This window comes from Pseudomonas sp. AL10 (assembly GCF_029960685.1).
GTDB classification, from domain to species: Bacteria; Pseudomonadota; Gammaproteobacteria; order Pseudomonadales; family Pseudomonadaceae; genus Aquipseudomonas; species Aquipseudomonas lactis.
In genome coordinates, this window is sequence record NZ_JASBQZ010000041.1 from 1 (window position 1) to 21345 (window position 21345).

Annotated in this window: 19 protein-coding genes; 15 read left to right on the plus strand and 4 right to left on the minus strand. The window is 58.8% G+C overall.

Annotated elements, in window-relative coordinates:
- Positions 1-140: 140 nt before the first annotated feature.
- Positions 141-548, minus strand: coding sequence for a low affinity iron permease family protein (locus tag QK296_RS24540; RefSeq protein ID WP_057710102.1), 408 nt, complete (start codon positions 546-548; stop codon positions 141-143).
- 123 nt (positions 549-671) lie between these two features.
- Between QK296_RS24540 and QK296_RS24545 the strand changes: the two genes are divergently transcribed.
- The gene (locus QK296_RS24545; RefSeq protein WP_034127098.1) at positions 672-1172 is read left to right on the plus strand and encodes a CinA family protein; all 501 of its coding nucleotides are present in this window, start codon (positions 672-674) and stop codon (positions 1170-1172) included.
- A gap of 19 nt (positions 1173-1191) precedes the next feature.
- Here QK296_RS24545 and QK296_RS24550 read toward each other — a convergent pair whose 3' ends face one another.
- Both QK296_RS24550 and QK296_RS24555 read right to left on the minus strand, forming a co-directional pair.
- Positions 1192-1470: a hypothetical protein gene (locus tag QK296_RS24550; RefSeq protein ID WP_057710101.1), complete on the minus strand. Its 279-nt coding sequence runs from the start codon at positions 1468-1470 to the stop codon at positions 1192-1194.
- A gap of 5 nt (positions 1471-1475) precedes the next feature.
- Positions 1476-1730, minus strand: coding sequence for a hypothetical protein (locus tag QK296_RS24555; protein ID WP_003190434.1), 255 nt, complete (start codon positions 1728-1730; stop codon positions 1476-1478).
- A gap of 236 nt (positions 1731-1966) precedes the next feature.
- On the opposite strand from QK296_RS24555, the gene QK296_RS24560 reads away from it, so the two are divergent.
- The 11 genes from QK296_RS24560 (at position 1967) to QK296_RS24610 (ending at position 17674) form a co-directional block, all read left to right on the plus strand.
- Complete coding sequence (locus QK296_RS24560; protein ID WP_003190435.1) at positions 1967-3181, plus strand: EAL domain-containing response regulator; 1215 nt, start codon at positions 1967-1969, stop codon at positions 3179-3181.
- A gap of 20 nt (positions 3182-3201) precedes the next feature.
- Positions 3202-3624 carry a hypothetical protein gene (locus tag QK296_RS24565; RefSeq protein ID WP_003190437.1) on the plus strand — a complete coding sequence of 141 codons (423 nt, stop codon included), beginning with the start codon at positions 3202-3204 and terminating at the stop codon, positions 3622-3624.
- A gap of 137 nt (positions 3625-3761) precedes the next feature.
- Positions 3762-5096, plus strand: coding sequence for an EAL domain-containing protein (locus QK296_RS24570; protein WP_192001903.1), 1335 nt, complete (start codon positions 3762-3764; stop codon positions 5094-5096).
- A gap of 324 nt (positions 5097-5420) precedes the next feature.
- On the plus strand, positions 5421-6086 hold the full coding sequence (locus QK296_RS24575) for a response regulator transcription factor (protein ID WP_032892352.1): 666 nt from the start codon (positions 5421-5423) through the stop codon (positions 6084-6086).
- A 151-nt stretch (positions 6087-6237) separates the two neighbouring features.
- A complete protein-coding gene (locus QK296_RS24580; RefSeq protein WP_003190442.1) occupies positions 6238-6903 on the plus strand; it encodes a response regulator transcription factor in 666 nt (221 codons plus the stop codon).
- 29 nt (positions 6904-6932) lie between these two features.
- Positions 6933-9293, plus strand: coding sequence for an ATP-binding protein (locus QK296_RS24585; protein WP_282391554.1), 2361 nt, complete (start codon positions 6933-6935; stop codon positions 9291-9293).
- Positions 9290-11632, plus strand: coding sequence for a transporter substrate-binding domain-containing protein (locus tag QK296_RS24590; protein WP_282391556.1), 2343 nt, complete (start codon positions 9290-9292; stop codon positions 11630-11632). The genes QK296_RS24585 and QK296_RS24590 overlap by 4 nt, the downstream gene beginning before the upstream one ends.
- 923 nt (positions 11633-12555) lie before the next feature.
- Positions 12556-13104 (plus strand): fimbrial protein, encoded by a 549-nt coding sequence (locus QK296_RS24595; protein WP_003190448.1) that lies wholly within the window; start codon positions 12556-12558, stop codon positions 13102-13104.
- A gap of 71 nt (positions 13105-13175) precedes the next feature.
- Entirely contained in the window at positions 13176-13922 is a 747-nt protein-coding gene (locus QK296_RS24600) for a fimbria/pilus periplasmic chaperone (protein WP_003190451.1), read from the plus strand.
- A 33-nt stretch (positions 13923-13955) separates the two neighbouring features.
- Positions 13956-16553: a fimbria/pilus outer membrane usher protein gene (locus QK296_RS24605; RefSeq protein WP_282391558.1), complete on the plus strand. Its 2598-nt coding sequence runs from the start codon at positions 13956-13958 to the stop codon at positions 16551-16553.
- A 2-nt stretch (positions 16554-16555) separates the two neighbouring features.
- On the plus strand, positions 16556-17674 hold the full coding sequence (locus QK296_RS24610) for a fimbrial protein (RefSeq protein WP_229999502.1): 1119 nt from the start codon (positions 16556-16558) through the stop codon (positions 17672-17674).
- Between the two features lie 68 nt (positions 17675-17742).
- On the opposite strand, the gene QK296_RS24615 is transcribed toward QK296_RS24610, so the two are convergent.
- Positions 17743-17925, minus strand: coding sequence for a general stress protein (locus tag QK296_RS24615; RefSeq protein WP_003190457.1), 183 nt, complete (start codon positions 17923-17925; stop codon positions 17743-17745).
- Between the two features lie 319 nt (positions 17926-18244).
- Here QK296_RS24615 and QK296_RS24620 point away from each other — a divergent pair, with 319 nt between their 5' ends.
- From QK296_RS24620 to QK296_RS24630, 3 genes are all read left to right on the plus strand, one after another.
- A complete protein-coding gene (locus tag QK296_RS24620; protein WP_032892347.1) occupies positions 18245-18475 on the plus strand; it encodes a hypothetical protein in 231 nt (76 codons plus the stop codon).
- 165 nt (positions 18476-18640) lie between these two features.
- Positions 18641-19525 (plus strand): manganese catalase family protein, encoded by an 885-nt coding sequence (locus QK296_RS24625; protein WP_282391563.1) that lies wholly within the window; start codon positions 18641-18643, stop codon positions 19523-19525.
- 156 nt (positions 19526-19681) lie between these two features.
- Positions 19682-21232, plus strand: coding sequence for a histidine kinase famiy protein (locus tag QK296_RS24630; protein ID WP_240520858.1), 1551 nt, complete (start codon positions 19682-19684; stop codon positions 21230-21232).
- Positions 21233-21345 lie beyond the last annotated feature (113 nt).

The following is a 21345-nucleotide window of genomic DNA, read 5'->3' on the forward strand; positions in this document are numbered from 1 at the left end:
CGGGTTACCCACGAATTCAAGCCTGCGTTCGGCCAGCGTGGTTTAACGGGGCGCCCAAGATCAAAAGCAGATCAAGATCAAGAGCGGCTCGCTTCGCATCGTGGTTACCATCGATCGCTGCACGCAGACCCATGTAGGCCTCAGATTGGGCCACTAGAAGCACCGGAAGAATCCGCCTCCCGCTCGCTGTCATCAACCGCGTTAGGCTGCCCCAACTTGCTGTATTGCTCGCGCAATTTCTGCAGCTCTCGCGATCCGAGCTTATCCAGGCTCAACGCTGCATTGTGGGCTTCTTTGGTGGCACGAATCAGCTCGTCCAGTTTCAGATGAAGAATATCGTTGTCGCGGTTCTGGGTATTCTGGATCAGGAACACCATCAGGAAGGTGATGATGGTGGTGGAGGTGTTGATGATTAACTGCCAGGTGTCGTTGTATTGAAAATAAGGCCCGGTGAGCGCCCAAACAGCAATCAAGCTGACGGCCGTCAGAAAGGTTTTTGAGCTGCCCGCCTGGTTGGAGAGTTTTTGGCAGAATTTCGCGAACTTCATGGTGCTGTCTCCTGGGGGATGTTCCTCTGTAGACCCCAGCAGATTTTCGAAATTCTTTTTTACAAATCGATTTTTTTTGACAAAAATCAATCAGCAACACCCCTCTGCACAGGAGCGTTCAGCATGTCGGTCGCTGCTTCTATCGTTGAATACCTCAAGCACCATCAATTGGTCATCACGACGGCGGAGTCGTGTACCGCAGGCAAGATCATCACCTTGCTTTCACAGGTCGACGGCAGCGGTTCATGGATCGAAAGCGGGTACGTGGTGTATTCGCCAGAGGCGAAACAGCGGCTGTTAAACGTACGCCCTTACACCATCGAAACGTTCAACCTCACCAGTTGTGAGGTCGCCCAGGAAATGGCCCAAGGCGCGCTGCGCGACAGCCCCGCCGATGTGGCGGTCGCCACCACTGGCCTGCTGGGGCCGGATGGGATGGACGGCATTCCCCCAGGCACTGTCTGTTTTGCCTGGGCTTATCGAAACGGCGGGGCTCTGAGTGTGTTCAGTCGCAAGGAACGTTTTATGGGCTCTCGTGAGCAGGTGCAGTTGGCCGCGTCTCTTCACGCGTTGAAATGGCTGCCGCATTTTCACCAGCGGGCGTTGGCGGGTGAACGCGCCTAATGCTGCCAAGTGCGCGCGTTTACGGCTGCGGTTCGATGTCCAGCAGCAAGTCGCCGTTGGTCAAGGATTCAGCCGCCTGCACCACGCCACGATAGGCCTGACCGTTCCATTCAAAGCTAATCCTGTGGGCCTTCAGCAATTGCGCGGGCCATGGCGGCGCAAGCCGCAACTGCACACCGGGCGCAGCGCGCACAAGCTGCGCCATGCACTCGCTGGCGAGCGTGTTCACACCGAACAGCGTGTCTTGCAGGTATTCAATGTTGACCGGTTGCAGCGTTGCGTCAGTAGCGTCTGGCATATCTGTTACCCCACCGATGACAGCCAGAAAGACTGCCTGGCGATGACCATTTCTTCACGTATTTCCCGCACAAGCCGGTTGATCCCCGAAACACCGTGGTAGTGGGCGCGGTTGATGTTGGCTATGGTGAATTGGTCCATACCGTGCGCCGTTACAGTGACTGAAAGGCTGCCGTCCGGGTTGAGCGCGCACTTGACCGCGCACTTGGGAAGGCGAGCGGAAAGGGCCGTTTCGATTTCGGCTTTCGTTAACGTATCCATGAGTTCACCGCATAAAGGACTCAGCGCGTTAAGGCTAGCTCAGAATCAGTTGGCGTAAATACTGGCAAGGTAATGGCTGCTTGGTGGCCGGTGTTTTACCTTGTCCCGATGAGCTCGCATTGCTTTAGCTTTCGATAATGCCGTACAGATTTCTGGCCCTTTCTAGGAGCGTTCCTAAATACGCCGGCTGAAGGTCTGCCGATAATTCGCACATCCCCACTTATGTGTGCTCTGCCATGTCCTTCCTACCTATTCGTGTTCTGGTCATCGAAGAACACCCGTTCAAGCGGCTTGTTGCCACCCAGGTGTTCCGGGAGGTCGGGTGTGAAGAGGTGGCCGCCGTTACCGATGTCGCGGCGGCCGTTGAGTTGCTCGAGCGTACCGGGCCTGTCGATATCGCCTTGTGCAACTTGAAGGACGAGGGCGCACACGGCTTGAGGGCCATCGAAGTGCTCGGCCGTGGCCACTTGGCTAAAGCGCTCATTATGTTCAGCGCCCATGGCACGGACCTGCACGATGCAATTGATCGCATGGCAGGCCTGTTGGGCATCAGTGTATTGGGTTATGTGGACTTCCCGGTGCCAGCAAGCGCCATTGCGCCTATGCTCAGCCGCTACCTGGAGAGGATTGGGGCGCCGACAAAGCAGGCGCGCCGAAGCAGCCGGTCTGGGTTCTTGAGCAAGGCGTGCGTGGCTGGGGGTTTTTCAAGGCATGAGTTCAAGGCGTTTTTCCAGCCCAAGTTCAATTTGAGCACGGGGCAGGTGCGCGGTTTTGAAGTGCTGGCGCGTTGGCAACATCCACAATACGGCCTGTTGTATCCGGCAGATTTTTTGCCGCTGCTCGCTCAAGTTGGCGCGTTGGATGAACTGTTCTTCGCGCTGTTGCAACAAGGCCTTGAGTTCTTGCAGCAGTTGGCAGAGCAGGAGCAGTTCCTATCGCTGGCGTTTAACCTGGAGTCCGACCAGCTCGGTCATGGCTTATTACTGCCGCGTCTTTGCGACTCACTCCAATCCCACGCCATTGCTGCGTGTCGTCTGACGTTTGAAATCACTGAATGCGGCCTGCTGGAAGTTTCTCCCGCCGTGCTCGACACCCTGATACGACTGCGCATGATGGGTGCCGGCCTGTCGATTGATGACTTCGGCACCGGCTATTCCTCGCTGGAGCGCCTGTGCCAGTTGCCGTTTACCGAAATCAAACTGGACGCCGCATTTACCCGCGATCTTCAAAGCAGTGCGCGCAACCGTGCCGTGGTCAGTAGCACATTGGCACTGGGCGAGGCACTGGGCATGCGAGTGGTGGTGGAGGGCGTCGAGAACGAAAACCAGCGCCTGGGATTACTGAAGCTGGGATGCAACGAGGCCCAGGGCTATCTCTGTGCTCGTCCCATGAACGCTGCGCGCGCGTTGGCCTGGCTGGCGACCCAGTTGAACTCGCGCAGCAATATTTGATGTCAATCAGGAGGGCTTTTATGTCCAATCCACGTTTGCGGATCGCGTTGGTAGATAGCGATGCCACCCGGCGAATGAGTATTGAAAAAGACCTTGGCCATTTGGGATACCACCGCGTTGTGCCTGTCGATTCCCTCAAGGTGTTGATTACGTTATTGGATAACGCAAGAGATGTATTCGATCTGTTGGTGATCAATGAAGAAACCGTGCACGCGGCGGGCGCACAGTTTAAGCAAATGCTTGAGGAGTACGCGTGTGTCAGACACTCATTGATTTATCAGGGCGTGACCCTGCAAGCGTTTCCCGATAATTCAGTCACGGCGCAACGCTGCGGCTTTATTGCCTCCGGTGTTCCGGACCGATCGATTCTGGCGCGCGTCATGAACCGGGTGGATGTGCAAATAAAACAGCGCTCGGGCAGACCGTTGCTGGAATCCAATTAATCCTGATGTGAGCTATTGCACGCTTTTCGCGGGACCCGCCACCGCCTCAGTTTTATGCTTTTAGTCCCATTCCTATTTGCTTCTTTTTAGGCACTGATAAGCTTTTTCGCTGAAACAATCTCGGGAAATTCTTTGTCATGATCTTAAATGCCGCCGTGCCTAACGAGTTCAGCGCCCTGCGCGTGATCACGTTGGCAACCGACCCTGCGTGTGTCTTGCGCCTCGCCTCTGCGTTGGGTGGCATGGGGGTCACGCCGCTGGCCACGGTCGCCTCGCTGGAGGCGCTGCAGGCGTGGTTAAGCGAGCACCGCGTGGACATCATCGTGTGCGAAATCCGCTCCGAGTGTGGCGATGGCCTGATGTTGCCAAGTGTGCTCAAAGCACTGCATGACGCGGGTACGTTAATGCAGTTTCCGAGTATTTTCTGGACCGGCGAAACCACCCTGAATGTGCAGGAAAATTTGATCGAAGCAACAGTTACACCGGCGTGCGAAGCGCCCGCTAGGCAGTTGTGGGTCAAGCACATGGGCGGCGTAGCCATCAGCGCACTGGAATCCCATTCGCGCCTGGCGCAGTCGGCGGGAATCAGCGTGCAGATCTTGCGTGACGGTGGCCCGCTGGAGCTGGGCGATGCCTTGCGCACGGTGCTGCTGACCCTCGCTCAACCGGACCCCAAGCTGCAGGCCATGACGTTTGAGTCGCTGGCTGAGGATGAAGTCATCAACGCCCTGACCACCGGCGAGGGATTGCGCTTTGTCTTTCAGCCACAGTTCGAGTTGCTGAGCCGGCGCATCGTCGGCGCTGAGGCGTTGGTGCGCTGGAAGCACCCGCGCTTTGGTGAAATTCCGCCTGCGGTGTTGATGCCGCTGGTCAACCGTCTCGGCCTGGACCTGTTGCTGTTCAGCCTGGTGGAGATGTGGACTCTGCGCGTGATGCTAGCGTTAAAGCGCGAAAACATTACGATCCCTATCGCGGTGAATGCGTCGGCCAAGACCCTGTGCACCCCCAATTTTGCCGAGCGCCTGGCCTTGCGCATGCGCCAGGCAGATCTGCCGAGCCGCTTGCTGAAAGTCGAACTGACCGAAGATGTGCAGGAGCCGGATGAGCTGCATCTTTCGGCGTCATTGACGACTATTCGCGCCAAGGGTTTTCAGGTTTCGCTGGATGACTTCGGCAGCGGCGCAGCCACTTTCAAGCTGTTGGCGAACCTGTCGTTTGATGAAATGAAAATCGACGGCTCGTTTGTGCGCGGTGTCGAGCAGCACGCCTCGTCACGCAAGGTGATCGCAGGCATTGTGAACTGGGCAGGTCTGCTTAACCTGAGCCTGGTGGCGGAGGGGATCGAGGACGAGTCCACGATCCCCCTGCTGCACCGCCTGGGTTGCCGGGTAGGGCAGGGCTATGCGCTGGCGCGCCCGATGGAAATAGACGCCTTCTTGAACTTTGTGATTGAGCGGGAAAAGAACGGCTGAGGCTGTAAAGTTTGGCGGGCAGGTAAGTATTGGAACTTGATGTGTGTAGGTCAGTTCTTGGTTTTTAGGAGTTTTCTTATATTAAGTTTTTCGCAGATCTATTAAGTTTTATACCGTTGTTATTGTGAAGAATTGGCGCATTTTTTAACTGCGATGGTGAGCCTGTGCGCGTTAAGTTATAGGGAGTGAGCGTGTGGCGTGTGATGTTCAGTTGCACGGATGTAATTGATGAAATGGATGAGTCTGAGAGGACCTTAACTTATTCAGAGTGAGGCAGCGCTGTTGTCCATTTTTTTGCACGCTATACAGAGTGTTCCGTCATTTATGAAACGCCTACAAATTGCTTTGCTGGATGATCATGCAATCGTGCGGCATGGTTTGGTCAATCGGTTGGTACAGGAACCTGATTTTGAAGTGGTGGGGGTCTACGCTCGCAGTCGTGAGTTGATGGCCGGCCTGCTGACACACCCGGCCGAGGTGTTGTTGCTCGATTTTGTGCTCGGCCCTCATGAGCTGGATGGCATCCTGCTGATCCGTGCTCTGCGGGTAAAGTACCCGGGCTGCCGAATCCTGGTGTTTTCCACTCACCATGACGCGGCCACGGTGATTCTTGCCCTGCGCGTCGGTGCCCGTGGGTTTATCGGCAAGGGTGAAGACATGAGCCAATTGATCAGCGCAGTGCGGCTGGTGGCCTCGGGCGCTGTCTACCTGAGTGCTGACATGGCCTATCGGGTGGCCGAAGCCACGGCGGTCAACTATGACGGTGAGGAGCAATCACGCGATGACGCGATGCGTTTTGTCAGCTTGTCTGCGCGGGAGCAAGAGGTGATCCGCTGTTACCTGTCGGGCATGACCATCACCGAAATTGCTGAAAAATTCAGCCGCAGTATCAAGACCATCAGTTCGCAAAAGGCCTCGGCTTTTCGCAAGTTGGGCGTGATGTCCAACAACGAGCTGTTTCGGATCAAGCACATCATCGAGAGTGTTTAACGCTAAACGCAGGCCACGCCGACGCGCGCAAAAACAGCGGTAGGCGGGCGTGCCCTTTGGCGGTTGTTGCATATACTCCTTGAAGTGCCGTAATAGCTGTCCCTGTTGTTTGACCGCGCCACCTAAGCGGGGCCAAGTGGGTTCGAATACGATGAAACCTGTACGCATTGCTCTATTGGACGACCACGCTGTTGTTCGGCATGGGCTCGCCAACACCTTGGCGGCCGAGGCCAACTTTGACGTGGTTGGCATTTATGAAAAAAGCCGCGACTTGCTCGCCGGCCTGGTCAGCGCTCCGGCTGACCTGCTGCTGCTGGATTTCTCCCTGAGCCCCGACGAGATGGATGGCGTATCGCTGATCCGCGCCTTGCGGGTCAAGTTTCCCAGTTGCCAGATCCTGGTGTTGTCCGCCCATCATGACCCGGCTACCGTGGCCCTGGCCATGCGGGTCGGTGCCCGTGGCTTTGTTGGCAAGGGCGAGGACATGACGCAAGTGGTCAAGGCCATTCGCAAGGTGGTCTCCGGCGCGGTGTACCTGAGCACCGACATGACGTATCGCCTGGCGGAAACCGTCACCAGCGAGACGCGCAAAGACCCCAGCGAAGCCTCGGATGCCCTGGTCCAGGCCGAGCTGACCAGCCGTGAGCAGGAGGTGATCCGCTGCTATCTGGCGGGCATGACCGTGAGTGAAATCGCAGAAAAATTCAATCGCAGCATCAAGACCATCAGCACCCAGAAAACCTCAGCGTTTCGCAAATTGGGGGTCACCTCGAACAATGAACTGTTCAAGCTCAATAAAATCATCGGCTCACCATGAGGCGATGGCGACCGGGTGCCCTCTTATTCATGTTGCTGATGCTGGATGCCGCGCTTGCCTGTGCGGCGCCGGTTGAGCTGACGGAGCAGGAGCGGCTGTGGATAGCGCAGCATCCGGTCCTTCGAGTGGGGGTGATGGAAAACCTGGTCCCCTTCGAGTACATGAGTAATGGCGTGCTGCAAGGGCGGCCGGTGCAGTACCTGCAATATGTGCGCGATGCCACGGGGCTTGAATTCACCTATGTGCCGGTCAAGACCCGGGCTGCACGTGAGCGCATGCTGTTGGATGGCCAGGTAGACCTGCTGTCTTCGCACTTTCGCTTTCGTGACGAGCCGCCTATCGAGGATCTTACCGCGCTGGTCTACGACACTACCGTGCCGATCATCGTGACCCGTGTCGACGACGCCGATATTTTTGACCTTGACCAGCTACAAGATAAAACCGTCGTGATCCCCGATGTGGAGTATTACGAGCAGTTGCTCAGAAAAAGGGCACCCCGAGCCACTCTGATCAAAAGCCCCCAGGCCTTGGCCATGCTGAACACCCTCCGGGACGGTGGTGCCGATGCAGTCGTGGCCTCCGAAGCCTTCTTGATGCCCTATTTGTATCGACAGTTTCAGGGCGTGCTGGAAATTTCTGGCGTGGTGGGCAGTAGCATGTTGGATGTGAACATGGCGGTGCGCTCCGATAACGCCATGCTGGCCTCGATCATTGGCAAAGCCCTAGGCTCGATCAGCCCCTCACAACAGAATGCGATGTACGAGCATTGGTACCGGGACCTGGAGGTAGATGCGCCGACCCTGTGGGACATCGCCAGCCATTACTTGCACCTTTTGATTCTGGGCATGTTGGCGTTGATTGGCCTGTGTGTGCTGGTCTATCGCGGTTACCGCCAGCAGCGGCAGGCCGAGCGGAACGAGCAGGAAAAAACCATGTTCCTGGCGGTGATGGGCCACGAAATACGCTCGCCAATGAACGCCGTGCTGGCGGCCATGGAGCTGCTGTGGCACACCCGACTCAATGACCAGCAGCGCCACTTCGCGCACTTGGCCAACAGCGGCGCCAATATGCTGGTGCGCTTGCTCGATGATGTGCTGCACCGGCCGGATTCAGGGGCCAAGGCGTTACGCCTGACACTTGAGGCGACGGATGTCATCGCGCTGGTGCATGGCGTAGTGGGCTTGCATCGCCTGCGTGCCGGGGAAAAGCACTTGAGTCTGAATGTGAGCGTGCAGACCCCCCTGCCGTCGTTGTGGCTCGACCGTTCGCGGCTGACGCAGGTGTTTCATAACCTGTTGTCCAACGCCATCAAGTTCACCGATACCGGCGCTGTTGACATCACCCTGCGCCTGGAAGACTTGCTGGGCGGTAAGCATCAGTTGCAGGTTGAAGTCCGCGACACCGGCATCGGTATGGGCGAAGCGGTGCAGGCCTCTTTGTTCCGGCCTTATGCCCAGGCGAGTCAGTCCTACAAGCGTGCGGGAGGCAGCGGCCTGGGGCTGATGATATGTCGGCAATTGGTCGATTTGATGCAAGGCTCGCTGACCCTGCGCAGCGAGCCGGGAGTGGGGACGTGTATCAACCTGTACTTGCCCGCAACCCTTGCCCCTGAGGCCGCTGAACCGACGCGAGCCCCGGCCCCAATGCCTTTGCATGTCACCGATGGTTTGCAGCTGCTGGTGGTGGAAGACACCCTGGCCAACCAGGAAGTGCTGCGGGCGCAAATCAGCGGGTTTGGTTGTGTGCCAGTGATTGCCGCCGATGCGGCCCAGGCCCGCGTGCGGTTCGCTGAGCGCGCTTACGCGTTGGTATTGATGGACTGCGACCTGCCGGATCAGGACGGCTACAGCCTGGTCTGCGAACTGCGGGCGCTCGAACAGCAATGGGGGCGAGCGCGCTGCCCGATCATTGCCATTTCCGCCTTGACCGGCGAGCAGCACCTTCAACGCTGCCTGGCGGCGGGCATGGATGGGGCGTTGAGCAAGCCCATACGTCTGGGGCAGTTGAGTGACGTGATCGAGCAGTGGTGCGGCGTCACGTTGGCGGCACCGCGTGCCAGCTTGATGGCCCCGACACTTGATCAGGCCGCTATCAACCGTGAGATGGCGGCCGACCTGGGGAGCCTGCTCAGGGCGATGGCGCTCTGTGATCGCCCTTCGGCCATCCATGTTGCCCATCGGTTACACGGCGCGGCACTGATCATCGAATGGCCGGCCCTGGCCCAGGCGGCCGCGCACATGGAGAACCTGTTGCGGGCAGAGGAGGGCTGGGGCAACCCGGTTTACGTGCACACGCTTCAGGCGTTGGTTCAGCACTGGCGTGCCGCGAGTGAGGAGACCCCGCTGGACATGCTGGCCATGGTCGCGCCGCCGCCGATGACGCAACCATGAAGGTTGTACGGTTGCGCCTGCTGCTGGGGTGGTTGCTGCTGGTAAGCGCGGGCCTGGCCGATGCGCAGGCCGACCCGCCGTCGATGACCTTGACCCAGCAAGAGCGTGACTGGATCGCCGCCAACCCCGTGCTGCGTGTCGGTGTGTTCGACAACCTGCTGCCCTTCGAGTACATCAGCGACGGCCAGTTGCGTGGGCTATCGGCCAAGTACCTGGGTTTGATTGCGGCGCGTACCGGCCTGCATTTCCAGTCGGTGGTCACCGGCAATCGTAGCGCCCGCAAGGACATGCTGATCAGCGGCGAGGTGGATATCTTGCCGACCCGGCGCCGCGACGACGATCCGGTCAAGGACCTGGGCATGCGCTATACGACGCCCTACAACACCAGTTCCACCATCCTCGTCAGCCGCTTTGGCCAACAGCCATTCGTGGACCTGGAACAACTTGCCGGCAAACGCTTGGTGATGTTGGGGCGCGAGGGGTATCAGGCGTTTTTGCAGCAGAAAGTCCCCGGCATAACGGTGATCTCCGGCCAGAACGCTGTCGACATCATGGCGATGGTCAAGGACGGTCGGGCGGATGCCGCCATCGCCTCTGAATGGTTACTGATCCCCTATCTTTCCCGGCAGTATCAGGGGGTGTTGCAAGTATCCGGGGTGGTGCCGCAATTGCACACCGGCGTGAGCATGGCGGTGCGTGACAGCGACGAGATCCTGTTGTCGATCCTGGAGAAAGTGCTGGGGTCCATCAGCAACGATGAACGCAAAGCGATCTATGACGCCTGGTTCGATGACATGAACCTGGATATTCCGACGATCAAGGACATCGCCGAGCATTTCCAGGGTGAGTTGTGGCTGTTGCTGTCGGTGGTGCTGCTGTTGATCGCGTTCGCCTGGCAAAGCCGTCGTCAGCGCCGCCAGGCCGTGCAGAGCGAGCGGGAAAAGGCGATGTTTTTGGCGGTGGTCAGCCATGAAGTGCGTTCGCCGATGAACGCGGTGCTGGCGGCTATCGAGTTGTTGGAGCACACACCGCTGGACGAACAGCAGCGCCACTTCACTCAATTGGCCAACAGCGGCGCCAATACCTTGCTGCGGCTGGTGGATGACGTGCTGGACATTTCCAGGATGGAGGCCGGGCAACTGAGCCTGACCCTGGAGCCTGTGGACCTCTGGGCCTTGGTCGAGCAGGTGGTGGAGGAGTATCGCGCCGGCGCCGAAGAAAAAGGCCTGCTGCTGACATTGAGCGGTGAGCGCCCCAGCGGCCCCTTGATGCTGGAGGGCATGCGCTTGAGTCAGGTGCTGCGCAACCTGATCTCCAACGCGGTCAAGTTCACCGAGGTAGGCGGGGTAGAGGTGCAGCTCAAGGTGGTTGAATGGCCAGAGGTTCGTGGGCCGCACGTGCTGATCCGCATCATCGACAGCGGCATTGGCTTGTCACAGCAGGCGCAGGCCAGCCTGTTTCGACCCTACGCACGGGCCAAGCATTCTTACAAACGTACCGGTGGTAGCGGGCTTGGCCTGGTGATTTGCCGTCGCCTCGTGAGGCTGATGTCGGGTGAGCTGACCCTCAACAGCACCCAAGGCGTGGGTACTGAGGTTGAAGTCAAGCTGTCCGTCGAGTGGGCCAAGACCCTGGATATACCCCAGGCTGAAGCGGCGCCGGCCCAAGTGGAGGGTAACGGTGCACACGTGTTGGTGGTGCAGGCGCCTGTGACCGGCCAACAGACACTGCCTGCACACCTGCAAGCGCTGGGTTGTAGGGTGTTGCTGGCGGTTGATGGCGCCCAAGGGTTGACGCTATTCAATGTGCGACGGGTCGATATGGTATTGATCGATTGCGACTTGCCAAACAGTGAAATCGAGCCGCTGGCGGGCGCCTTTCGTGAGTTGGAGCAGGTGCTGCAGCGTGCCCATTGTCCGCTTGTAGCTGTCGCGGGCTTCAGCGATAACGAGCACCTAGAGCGTTGTTTTGATGCGGGGCTCGACGGGGTGCTGGTCAAGCCGGTTACACCGGCCAAGTTGCAGCAGATGATCGAGCTTTGGTGTGACATGCCGCAAGGTCCGCTGCCGGCTATGCCCAAGGAAGAGCCAGAGGAGGAGTCGCATATCCTGCGCACGGCCTTTAACGACTTGATCGAGGCACTGGCCTTGCGCGAGCGAAGCCAAGCGTTGCAGGCAGTTCAGCGTCTGCACGGGGCGGCGCTGGGGCTGGAGCGGGACGACCTGGTGAGCACTGTCGAAAGCCTGGAACGGCTATTGCGCGATGAGCGTGACTGGCCAGCGCAGCAGATAGCCGAGCGTCTCAGCGTGCTGCTTGGTCAAAGGCCTGCGCCAGTATAGCCTCGTTGCTGTACCCGCTCGTTCTCACAGGTGGGGCTTGCCTTAATGCCGTTCAGTTAAGCGTATATCGCCCTCTGTAGGAGCGAGCTTGCTCGCGAAAAGCGTCAACGATAACGCGTGCTTCCTGAATGAACGCGGCGCCTGTGAGTTTTTCGCGAGCAAGCTCGCTCCTACAAAATGCCTTAACTGAACGGTATTAGAGCTTGCCTGCGATAGCGATGGGTATCTATACAACTCTGTAGCGCTCAATGGTAACCACGATGCGAAGCGAGCCGTTCAGGCGGCCCCCAAATCACTGGCGGATTACGGGCACACCGAGCCTAAGCGAGGTGCCGAGTGGTGGGGCAAGAGCGTTTTGCTTACTTTTGCGCTTTTCAAAAGTGAGCCGCCGTCAGGGCGGAACCCTAAGTGGCCGTTACCGCAGCAATGGATATGTACACAATCCAACTGTGTTGACTGTCAGGCCGCCTTCGCAGGCAAGCCAGCTCCCACATTTGGACTGCGGCGCGCCAGGTAGATAAGCGTCGGATGTCAGGCCGCCACGGGTCCAGCCTAACCTCGAAGTTGTGTAGATGCTTAGGCTGCGATAACGATGGGTCAGTCAACATCTGATGATCAGGATAACGATGACTCATTATATAAGCTGGATTTAAATATACCGTTCAGGCGCGCTTTTAGGACCACTCCTATAGACGCTTTGTCTGTTGGCTTATTAAAGCCAGCCCACTATGCTGGGGGACTTTGTTTGTTGATTTTAATCGCCTGTTTATAAGGTGATTTGCCCGGGTTATTTGTTTTTCAGAGCACTCCTATTTTGAAAATTAAGTGCGCTGCTTACACTTCATTTCGCAACAACGCAGAAGTATTTCCCGTCCAGGGAACTTCACAACTTAATCAAGCCTATCGCGTTCTCGGAGTTACTCATGAATTACAAAGCTCGCGCCCTCGCTGTACTGGTCGCTGCCACCGTCTCTTCTGCTGCCATGGCTTCGGACGGCAAAATTGATTTCAACGGTGAGCTGAAAGCCGAAACCTGCCAAGTGGCCGTCAATGGTGCAGCAGCTTCCGGCGCGACCACCGTCACCTTGCCAACCATCTCCACCGCTTCCTTGGCTTCCGCCGGGCAAGTAGCTGGCCAGACCGGTTTCAACATCGAACTGAGCAAGTGCTCTGCTGCGATCAAAACCGCGGCGGCGTTCTTTGAGTCGGGCGGTGGCGTGGATCCGGCCAGCGGTAATGTGAAGAACATCAGCGGTTCAGCCACCAAGGTCCAACTGCAGTTGGTGGATGCCACCAATGGCAACGCGATCAAGGCCGGCAACACGTCTCAGGTTACCTCCACCAGCCGCGTAACTGTTGACCCAACTGCCCTGACCGCTGTGCTGCCGTACGCCGTTCAGTACTACGCCCAGTCGGCTACCACGCCGGGCACCGTTGTGGGCTCCGTGACTTACTCCATCAATTATCAGTAAGTCGCAGGCTTTGGACACACGCCCTGCTCGGTATTGAAGGGCGTGCATCCAGACGGTAAAGGGATTGCTCTATGTCGTGCACACGTGCATTCAAACCACTGCTGCTGATCGGCCTGGCCACACTGATGTGTTCCCATGCATTCGCTGCAGTGGTGATTACCGGTACGCGCCTGGTCTATCCGGCGGACCAGAAAGAAATCACCGTAAAACTGAACAATAACGGCACGTTGCCCGCACTGGTCCAATCATGGATCGACACCGGCAGCGTCGAATCGACACCCACCAGCTCCAAGGCGCCGTTCCTATTGTCGCCCCCGGTGGCGCGCATTGACCCGACCAAGGGCCAAAGCTTGCGAGTGCTCTTTACCGGCGCGCCTTTGGCGCAGGACAAAGAGTCGGTGTTCTGGCTCAACGTTCTCGAAATCCCGCCCAAACCCGAGGCGGGTGCAGACCTCAACACGCTGCAAATGGCTTTCCGTTCGCGCATCAAGCTGTTCTATCGCCCGGTCGGCTTGCCTGGAAATCCCAATGAGGCGGTTGAGCAGGTGCAGTGGCAATTGGTTACGGCACGCGATGGCCAAGGCCTGGCGCTGAAGGCGTACAACCCGTCGGCGTTCCACGTCTCGCTGATCGAGTTGGACCTGGTGGCGGGTAACCAACGCTATCGCAGTGAGGACGGCATGGTCGGCCCTGGGGAAACCCGGCAGTTCGCGCTGCCCACGCTCAAGGCCAGGCCGTCGAGCCAGGCCCAGGTGGAATTCAGCGCCATCAACGATTACGGCGCGCTGGTCCCGACCCGCAACACGCTGCAGCCCTGATCCATTCCTGACGTTTTTACCCGCGAGTCATCTATGTCGACCTTTTCTTGCTCCAGGCTTTTTCTGCGGGCGCGGCCTCGCTTCGCCTTGAATCCGCTCACTGCCCTGATCCTCAAGGCATTGGCCATTGCTCCAGGCGTGTGGAGCATGCAAGGCGCGTTGGCGCAAGAAGTGCAGTTCAATGACGCCTTCCTGCCCGAAGACTCGCGCAATCTTGACCTGAGTGCCTACCAGGCCGGCAACCCGGTGATGCCCGGTCAATACCGAGCCGACATCATCCTCAACGGGCAACTGAACAACCGGCAGGATATTCGCATTGACGCCCAGGCCGACGGCAGCAAGCCGGTGGTGTGTATGAACCGTGGCTTGCTTGAGCGCCAGGGTGTGCAAATGGCCAGCCTTACGCCCGAGGCCAGCACGATGCTCGACAGTCAGGCGTGCCCGGCAGTGTGGCAGGTAATCCCTGGCGCTACCGCGAACTTCTCCCCAGAGAACCAGGCGCTGGACCTGAGCATTCCCCAGGTGGCGCTCAAGCGTAATGCGCGGGGTTACGTCAGCCCGCAGTTGTGGGACCGTGGCGTGACGGCCGCCATGCTCAGCTACAACTTCAACGCCAATCGTAACCGCACCCGCAGTGGCAACTCCGATTCGGCGTTCATGGGCCTCAACGCGGGCCTGAACCTGGGGGACTGGCGCCTGCGCCACAACGCGTCCATGAGCTGGCAGTCACGTTTGGGCAGCCGGTATCAGGCTCTGGACACATACGCTCAGCGTGATATCACCGCGTTGAAAAGCCAACTGACGGTGGGTGAGTCCAACACCACCGGCGAGATCTTCGACACCTTGTCCTACCGTGGCGTGCAATTGTCCACTGACGACCGCATGCTGCCTGATTCGATGCGCGGGTATGCGCCGGTCATCCGGGGTATTGCCCGCACCAATGCGCGGGTAACCATTCGCCAGGCCGGCAATATCTTGCTGGAAACCACCGTGGCGCCCGGCGCGTTTGTGATCGATGACCTGTACTCCACCGGCTATGGTGGCGACCTCAGCGTGAGCGTGGCCGAAGCCGACGGTACTGAGCAGAACTTTATCGTGCCCTACGCCTCGGTCAGCCAGTTGCTACGCCCCGGCACCTCGCGGTTCAGCCTCACCGCGGGTGAAACCCGCAACAACTTCGTCGACGATCAGGCGCGCCTGCTGCAAGGGACTGTGCAGTACGGCTTGAACAATACCTTCACCGGTTTTGCCGGTCTGCAATCGAGCGATGACTACACGGCGGTGCTCACCGGCCTGGCGTTCGGCACACCCATCGGTGCGATGGCCGTGGACATCACGCACGCCCAGACCGACCTGGCCGGCGGCGCTGCCAAGGGCCAGAGCATGCGGGTGTCGTACAGCAAGAATGTGCTCAGTACCGGCAGTAACTTCTCGCTGGCGGCCTATCGGTTTTCCACTCAGGACTACCTGGATTTCAGCAACGCCATCCAACTGCTGGATGCCGAGAAAAATGGCTGGGATTCGAGCATGTTCGGTCGCCCGCGCAGTCGTTTTTCGGTGACCGCCGACCAGAATCTTGGGGCTTGGGGGCAAGTCTCTATCAGCGGTTACGCGCAAAACTACTGGAATCAGCCGGGCAGTGATGTGCAGTACCAGTTCAGCTACAGCAAGCAGTTCAACCGCGTCAGCTTCAGTGTGAATGCCAACCGCAGCCGCATGGGGCTGGGCGACATGGAGAACAGCTTTTTGCTGACCATGAGCATGCCCCTGGATTTCGGCGCGTCGGGTAACACTCCGCAAATAACCGCGCAGGTGGGCCGCGATACCCAAGGCAATTACAGTGAGCAGGCCGGTATCAGCGGCACCGCCGGCCAAGACCGTCAATATGGCTATAGCGCCAATTTCGGCCATGACGGCGCCAACCACAGCAAGAGCGCCGCGCTTAACGGTCAGTACACGGGTGGGCGAGCCATGCTCAGTGCGGCACTGGGGCGTGGCGATGGCTATACCAGTGCCTCGATGGGCGCCAGCGGCACCGTGGTGGCCCACGCCGAGGGTGTGACCATGACGCCGTACCGCGGCGAAACCATGGCGGTGGTCAGTGCGCCGGGTGCCGCGGGCGCCAAGGTTTCGGGATACCCCGGCCTCACGCTCGACAGTCGCGGCAATGCCGTGGTGCCGTACCTACGGCCTTATGAGCTGAACGAGGTGGCCATCGACCCGATTGGCAGTTCGCTGGATGTCGAACTCAACGAGACCAGCCAACAAGTCGCCCCACGCGCCGGTGCCGTGGTGCATCTTAAATACACCACTAATCAGGGCCGTGCGGTGCTGCTCAATGTGCGCCTGGACGATGGCAGCAGCTTGCCATTTGGCGCAGGCGTGACCGACGGCGAAGGCGCCTCGGTGGGGATGGTCGGGCAGGGCGGTCTGCTCTATGCCCGGATCAAGCCAGAAACCCGCCAGTTGTTGATCAACTGGGGCAGCAAGACCCATCAACAGTGTGCCCTGATGATTCCTCCCGGCCCCGGCGAGGGCCAGCAATTGCAACAGGTGGACGCTATTTGCGCCGCCGGCAAACAGGTCGCGGGCAGCACGCCGGCCAACAACATGCAAAAGGTACCGTTATGAACATGGGCGCTTTGATCAAACCCAGCCTAGCGCTGGCGGCACTTTGGGCGATGGCCGATACGGCCATGGCAGTGACCTGTACATATAACAACGGTATCCAGGCCGCAGTGGGCAACATGCCATTGCAGGTCTCGGCGATTACCGTCGGACGTGATGTGCCGGTGGGCGCCGAAGTCTATCGACAGCGCTTCAGCATGGCCTTGGGCCAGGCACCCGAGCTGGACTGCCGGTTTGCTCCGTTTCAACAGTGGACCGAGTTGACGGTCGAGGCGACTTCTGGCTTAGCCAATTGGTCCAGCGGCCCCTATGCCAACAAGGTCTACAGAACCCGAATTCCAGGGCTGGGGGTGGTTATCAATAGTCTCGGCGGCGTGCTGCCCAGGCAAACCAACAAATCCTGGACTGCCTGCACATCGGGCTCTCGCTGCCTGATTCCGTTTGATGGACCTTCGAACTTCGAATTGATACTGATCAAACTAGGGGAAGTAACGCCAGGTGTATTGGCGGGCAGCTCATTGCCGGTCGTGAGCCTGTTTGGCAACTTCGGCGATGCCAGGATGCAGGGTTTCAGGATGGGCATCTCCGGCAGTATCCAGATTGTCTCGCGCACATGCAGTACGCCGGATGTTTCAGTGCCGATGGGGACGCACTTGACCAATAAGTTCACCGGGCTTAACAGCGCCACAGGGTGGACAGATTTTTCCATCAACTTGAATGATTGCCCGGCGTTCCATGGCACCTATTCCACCACCGGACCTGGCTGGCTTTCGCAAAGTGGTAATTCACCCACCGGCGTTGGCTCCGGCGGAACCCTAGCGGGTAACACCCTGCAATTTCGCATCGACTCCTCGCGCCCGGCGATCAATGCCAGTACGGGCGTGCTGAGCATTGATCCCACAGGCACAGGTAATTCGCCTGCCGCAAGCGGAGTCGGCATCCAAGTAGCGACACTAGACAGTACCCCGGTACCCCTGGGGATGAATCGGGCCAGCGGTATTAACCCACTGTCCTTCGAGTCCAGCTACAACATCCGCTTGCGTGCCCGTTATCTGCAAACCGCCAACCGAGTCACGCCAGGCCCGGCCAATGCGTCGGCGACGTTTACGATTATTTATCAGTGATGAATATGTCACTTATGTTCTGTGCGTTTGGTTTGAAGGGGCAGCCAGGCTGCCCCTCCCACCGTTACTCAAGAACCCGACTTCCGACCGCCGCCATGGCTGTGCTGCCCACCTTTACGGCCGGCTTCCGAGGCTTTTTCACGGTCGTTGGCGAAGTTGCCGCCCGACGCCTGGCCGCCTTTTTTACCGGCTTCGGAGGCTTTTTCGCGATCATTGGCAAAGTTGCCCGGGTTTTTATTACCTGTAGTCATGATAGTTCTCCAATCGCTAAGTTAGCGTTTCGTTAGTTGGCCGTTTCGCAACGGACACTTATTCCGATATTGGCTGTTTGGGAAATGTTTTACCGATTTTTCTAACCGGCGACGAACGGTAATTTCGCTGAAAAAGTTATACAGGAATTTAGTTGATACGCCGCTTCGTATAACTTTTATTGCCGGTCAGCGCTTCGGTATTAATAAGATCGAAACTGCCGGCTTAGTTTAGGGTCCTGCCATTCGTCTTTTTCGTCGCACTCCAAAAAAAGGCGTCGTTCCAACGAGTTCCTAACCTGTGAACGGGAGCATTTCAGCCATGAAGCCCAACCCATCCAACCCACAGTACCGGCCGCTTGAGCAACCAGACGCACCCAATGAAGACGGTTGCGTGATTGGCACTGCCGGGCGCGACGAAGACCCCAACGCGACCACCGATTGGGACCATCCCGACAGCGCCGCGACACCCGCTGACGCCAGCATCAAACCCGCCAGCGGTACGCCCGGCATCGACGTCGTGCCCGAGTCGGAAAACCACGGTGCCGATTGAGAGAGCTGCGCTACAAGCGCCGTTTCGCTTGGCCTGCAGCGTATTACCGCTGGTCGTGAGGCGCCGGTTTATTTTGAAATTTTCCATGCGCAGGCCACTTCCCATGCAAGGTAGGCGCGCATTCCAGCAGGGCGCCTTTTTCCGTAAGCCTGAGGAGATTTGTTCATGTTTCTACATAACAAGCGACTTCAATACACCGTCCGTGTCGCCGAGCCCAACCCGGGCCTGGCCAACCTTTTGCTCGAGCAGTTTGGCGGCGCTCAAGGTGAGTTGGCCGCCGCGTCCCGTTACTTCACCCAAGCCTTGGCGGAAGACGACCCGGGGCGCAAAGATTTGCTGATGGACATCGCCACCGAAGAACTCAGCCATCTGGAGATCGTCGGCTCCATCATCGTCATGCTCAACAAGGGCGCCAAGGGGCGGATGGCCGAAGGCGTGGAAGAGGAGGGCGAGTTGTATCGTGCCCTCAATGGCGCCGGCAATGACTCGCACATCACCAGCCTGCTGTACGGGGCGGGCTCGCCGCTGACCAACTCTGCCGGTGTGCCGTGGACTGCCGCCTACATTGACACCATCGGTGAACCCACCGCAGACATGCGTTCGAACATCGCCGCCGAAGCCCGGGCCAAAATCGTCTATGAGCGGCTGATGAACGTCACCGATGACCCGGGAGTAAAAGATGCGCTGGGGTTTTTGATGACGCGGGAAATCGCTCACCAGCTTTCATTCGAAAAAGCGCTGCATGCCATTCAACCGAATTTCCCCCAAGGCAAGTTGCCGGGCAAGCCGGAGTTCACCCAGGTGTACTTCAACATGTCCCAAGGTGCGGAAAACCTGCGCGGGCCCTGGAACCAGGGTGACGGTTGGGAGTTCGTGGAAAACCCACAGCCGGCAGTCGATGGCGGTGACGGCACCGCCAGCGTGCAGTTGGACGCCGACGAGGAAGCGGCGCTGAGCGCGATGAAGATCCGCACGCTCTCGGACCCCACCAGCGACCCCACCACCGGCGCTGACCTGGGCAGGGGGCTGCAGCCAAAACCTGAGCCATGACCCAGGCTGTACGGTCGCGCGGCGCCCAATCACGGGCGCCGCGCCCTTTGATGGCACTGCGCAGCATTTTCACGGTCCATGGAACACATACCACGTATCTGGAGGTGAACCTTGGCGACAAAGAAGAAGCCTGTGGTCGAGGGTATGGAATTGGCGATGCTGTCTGCCAGCCGCAAAGACCTGTTCTTTGCGGCCATGCAAGCCAGCCACAGCGCAATGATCGTGACCGACCCCGCCGAGCCGGATAACCCGATCATCTTTGCCAACCAGGCGTTCCTGACCCTGACAGGCTTTGAACTGGACGAAGTGATTGGCCGCAATTGCCGGTTCCTGCAGGGGCCCCAAACCGACAAAAACGCGCTGCACCAGGTGCAACGCGCAGTTGAGCGGCACCATGAGGCCTGTGTCGAGGTGCTCAATTACCGCAAGGACGGCTCGACCTTCTGGAACGAGCTGTTCATTTCGCCGTTGTTCAACGAACGTGGGCAACTGGTGTATTTTTTCGCCTCGCAGCTGGACGTGAGCCGGCGCCACGACGCTGAGCAGCGCGTGCGTCGCGCACAAGATTTGGAAGCGCTGGGGCAACTGACCGGTGGCATCGCCCATGACTTCAATAACCTGCTGCAAGTGATGATGGGCTATCTCGACTTGATCCAGCAGAGCGCCAAGCGCCCCGGCAGCGATCCGCAGCGCATCGTCAGCAGCGCCAGCCGTGCCAGGGCGGCGGCGGAAAAAGCGCAAACCCTGACTCAGCAGTTGCTGGCGTTTTCGCGCAAGCAACGGCTCGACAGCCGGGTGATCAACTTGAACAGCTTGCTCGGCCGCCCGGACTTTATGGCCCGTGCGCTGCGGGGCGTCGCGTTGCAGGTGGAGCTTGCCGACGAGCTGTGGAATTGCCGCATCGACCCGGTCCAGGCGGAGCTGGCGGTGCAGCATCTGTTGTCGAACGCCCAAGACGCTTTGCACGGGCGTGCTGATCCGTCGGTCACCGTCAAGACCTGCAACGTCCAAGTGCCCGGCGATATCGATGCCGAGCGTGAGGGGTTGGCCGAGGGCTGTTACGTGAGCATTTCGGTCTCGGATAACGGCAACGGCATCGACGCAGGTATTCAGGACAAAGTCATGCAGCCGTTCTTCACCACCAAGGAAGAAGGCCAGGGCTCGGGCCTGGGGTTGTCGATGGTGTACGGCTTCGTCAAGCAATCGGGCGGCACAGCGCGGATTCATTCCGACCCGGGTATCGGTACGACGATACGCTTGTACTTTCCGGCCGATGACAGCCAGCTGTGGGTCGAGCAGGCACCTGAGGCGACCTCACCCCAAGGTAACGAGCGAATCCTGATTGTAGAGGACCGGCCCGAGGTGGCCGAGTTGGCGCAGGTCATTCTGTCTGACTACGGTTACCACACAGACATCGCCCTCAATGCCGCCGAGGCATTGGGCATGCTCAGGCAGGCGACGTATGACCTGGTGTTCAGTGACTTGATCATGCCCGGCGCAATGAATGGCGCGGCACTGGCGCGGGAGGTGTCGCGCTTGTACCCGCACATCAGGATCTTGCTGACCACCGGCTATGCGAAAGACGCGTTGGCCCGCGCGGACATAGAGGTGCATGAGTTCGAGTTGATTCCCAAGCCGTATCAGCCTGCTGACTTGCCCCGCAAAATCCGTGCGGTGCTTGATGCCAGACAGCCGACGACGATATGACCTTCTGTAGGAGCGAGCTTGCTCGCGAAAAACTCACAGGCGCCGCGTTTATGCAGGCAACCCGCGTTATCGTTGACGTTTTTCGCGAGCAAGCTCGCTCCTACAGGGGGAGG

Bases quoted from the DNA above. Each gene is read 5' to 3' on its own strand.
- QK296_RS24540 (WP_057710102.1), bottom strand. From the start codon at position 548: ATGAAGTTCGCGAAATTCTGCCAAAAACTCTCCAACCAGGCGGGCAGC.
- QK296_RS24545 (WP_034127098.1), top strand. From the start codon at position 672: ATGTCGGTCGCTGCTTCTATCGTTGAATACCTCAAGCACCATCAATTG.
- QK296_RS24550 (WP_057710101.1), bottom strand. From the start codon at position 1,470: ATGCCAGACGCTACTGACGCAACGCTGCAACCGGTCAACATTGAATAC.
- QK296_RS24555 (WP_003190434.1), bottom strand. From the start codon at position 1,730: ATGGATACGTTAACGAAAGCCGAAATCGAAACGGCCCTTTCCGCTCGC.
- QK296_RS24560 (WP_003190435.1), top strand. From the start codon at position 1,967: ATGTCCTTCCTACCTATTCGTGTTCTGGTCATCGAAGAACACCCGTTC.
- QK296_RS24565 (WP_003190437.1), top strand. From the start codon at position 3,202: ATGTCCAATCCACGTTTGCGGATCGCGTTGGTAGATAGCGATGCCACC.
- QK296_RS24570 (WP_192001903.1), top strand. From the start codon at position 3,762: ATGATCTTAAATGCCGCCGTGCCTAACGAGTTCAGCGCCCTGCGCGTG.
- QK296_RS24575 (WP_032892352.1), top strand. From the start codon at position 5,421: ATGAAACGCCTACAAATTGCTTTGCTGGATGATCATGCAATCGTGCGG.
- QK296_RS24580 (WP_003190442.1), top strand. From the start codon at position 6,238: ATGAAACCTGTACGCATTGCTCTATTGGACGACCACGCTGTTGTTCGG.
- QK296_RS24585 (WP_282391554.1), top strand. From the start codon at position 6,933: ATGTTGCTGATGCTGGATGCCGCGCTTGCCTGTGCGGCGCCGGTTGAG.
- QK296_RS24590 (WP_282391556.1), top strand. From the start codon at position 9,290: ATGAAGGTTGTACGGTTGCGCCTGCTGCTGGGGTGGTTGCTGCTGGTA.
- QK296_RS24595 (WP_003190448.1), top strand. From the start codon at position 12,556: ATGAATTACAAAGCTCGCGCCCTCGCTGTACTGGTCGCTGCCACCGTC.
- QK296_RS24600 (WP_003190451.1), top strand. From the start codon at position 13,176: ATGTCGTGCACACGTGCATTCAAACCACTGCTGCTGATCGGCCTGGCC.
- QK296_RS24605 (WP_282391558.1), top strand. From the start codon at position 13,956: ATGTCGACCTTTTCTTGCTCCAGGCTTTTTCTGCGGGCGCGGCCTCGC.
- QK296_RS24610 (WP_229999502.1), top strand. From the start codon at position 16,556: ATGGGCGCTTTGATCAAACCCAGCCTAGCGCTGGCGGCACTTTGGGCG.
- QK296_RS24615 (WP_003190457.1), bottom strand. From the start codon at position 17,925: ATGACTACAGGTAATAAAAACCCGGGCAACTTTGCCAATGATCGCGAA.
- QK296_RS24620 (WP_032892347.1), top strand. From the start codon at position 18,245: ATGAAGCCCAACCCATCCAACCCACAGTACCGGCCGCTTGAGCAACCA.
- QK296_RS24625 (WP_282391563.1), top strand. From the start codon at position 18,641: ATGTTTCTACATAACAAGCGACTTCAATACACCGTCCGTGTCGCCGAG.
- QK296_RS24630 (WP_240520858.1), top strand. From the start codon at position 19,682: ATGCTGTCTGCCAGCCGCAAAGACCTGTTCTTTGCGGCCATGCAAGCC.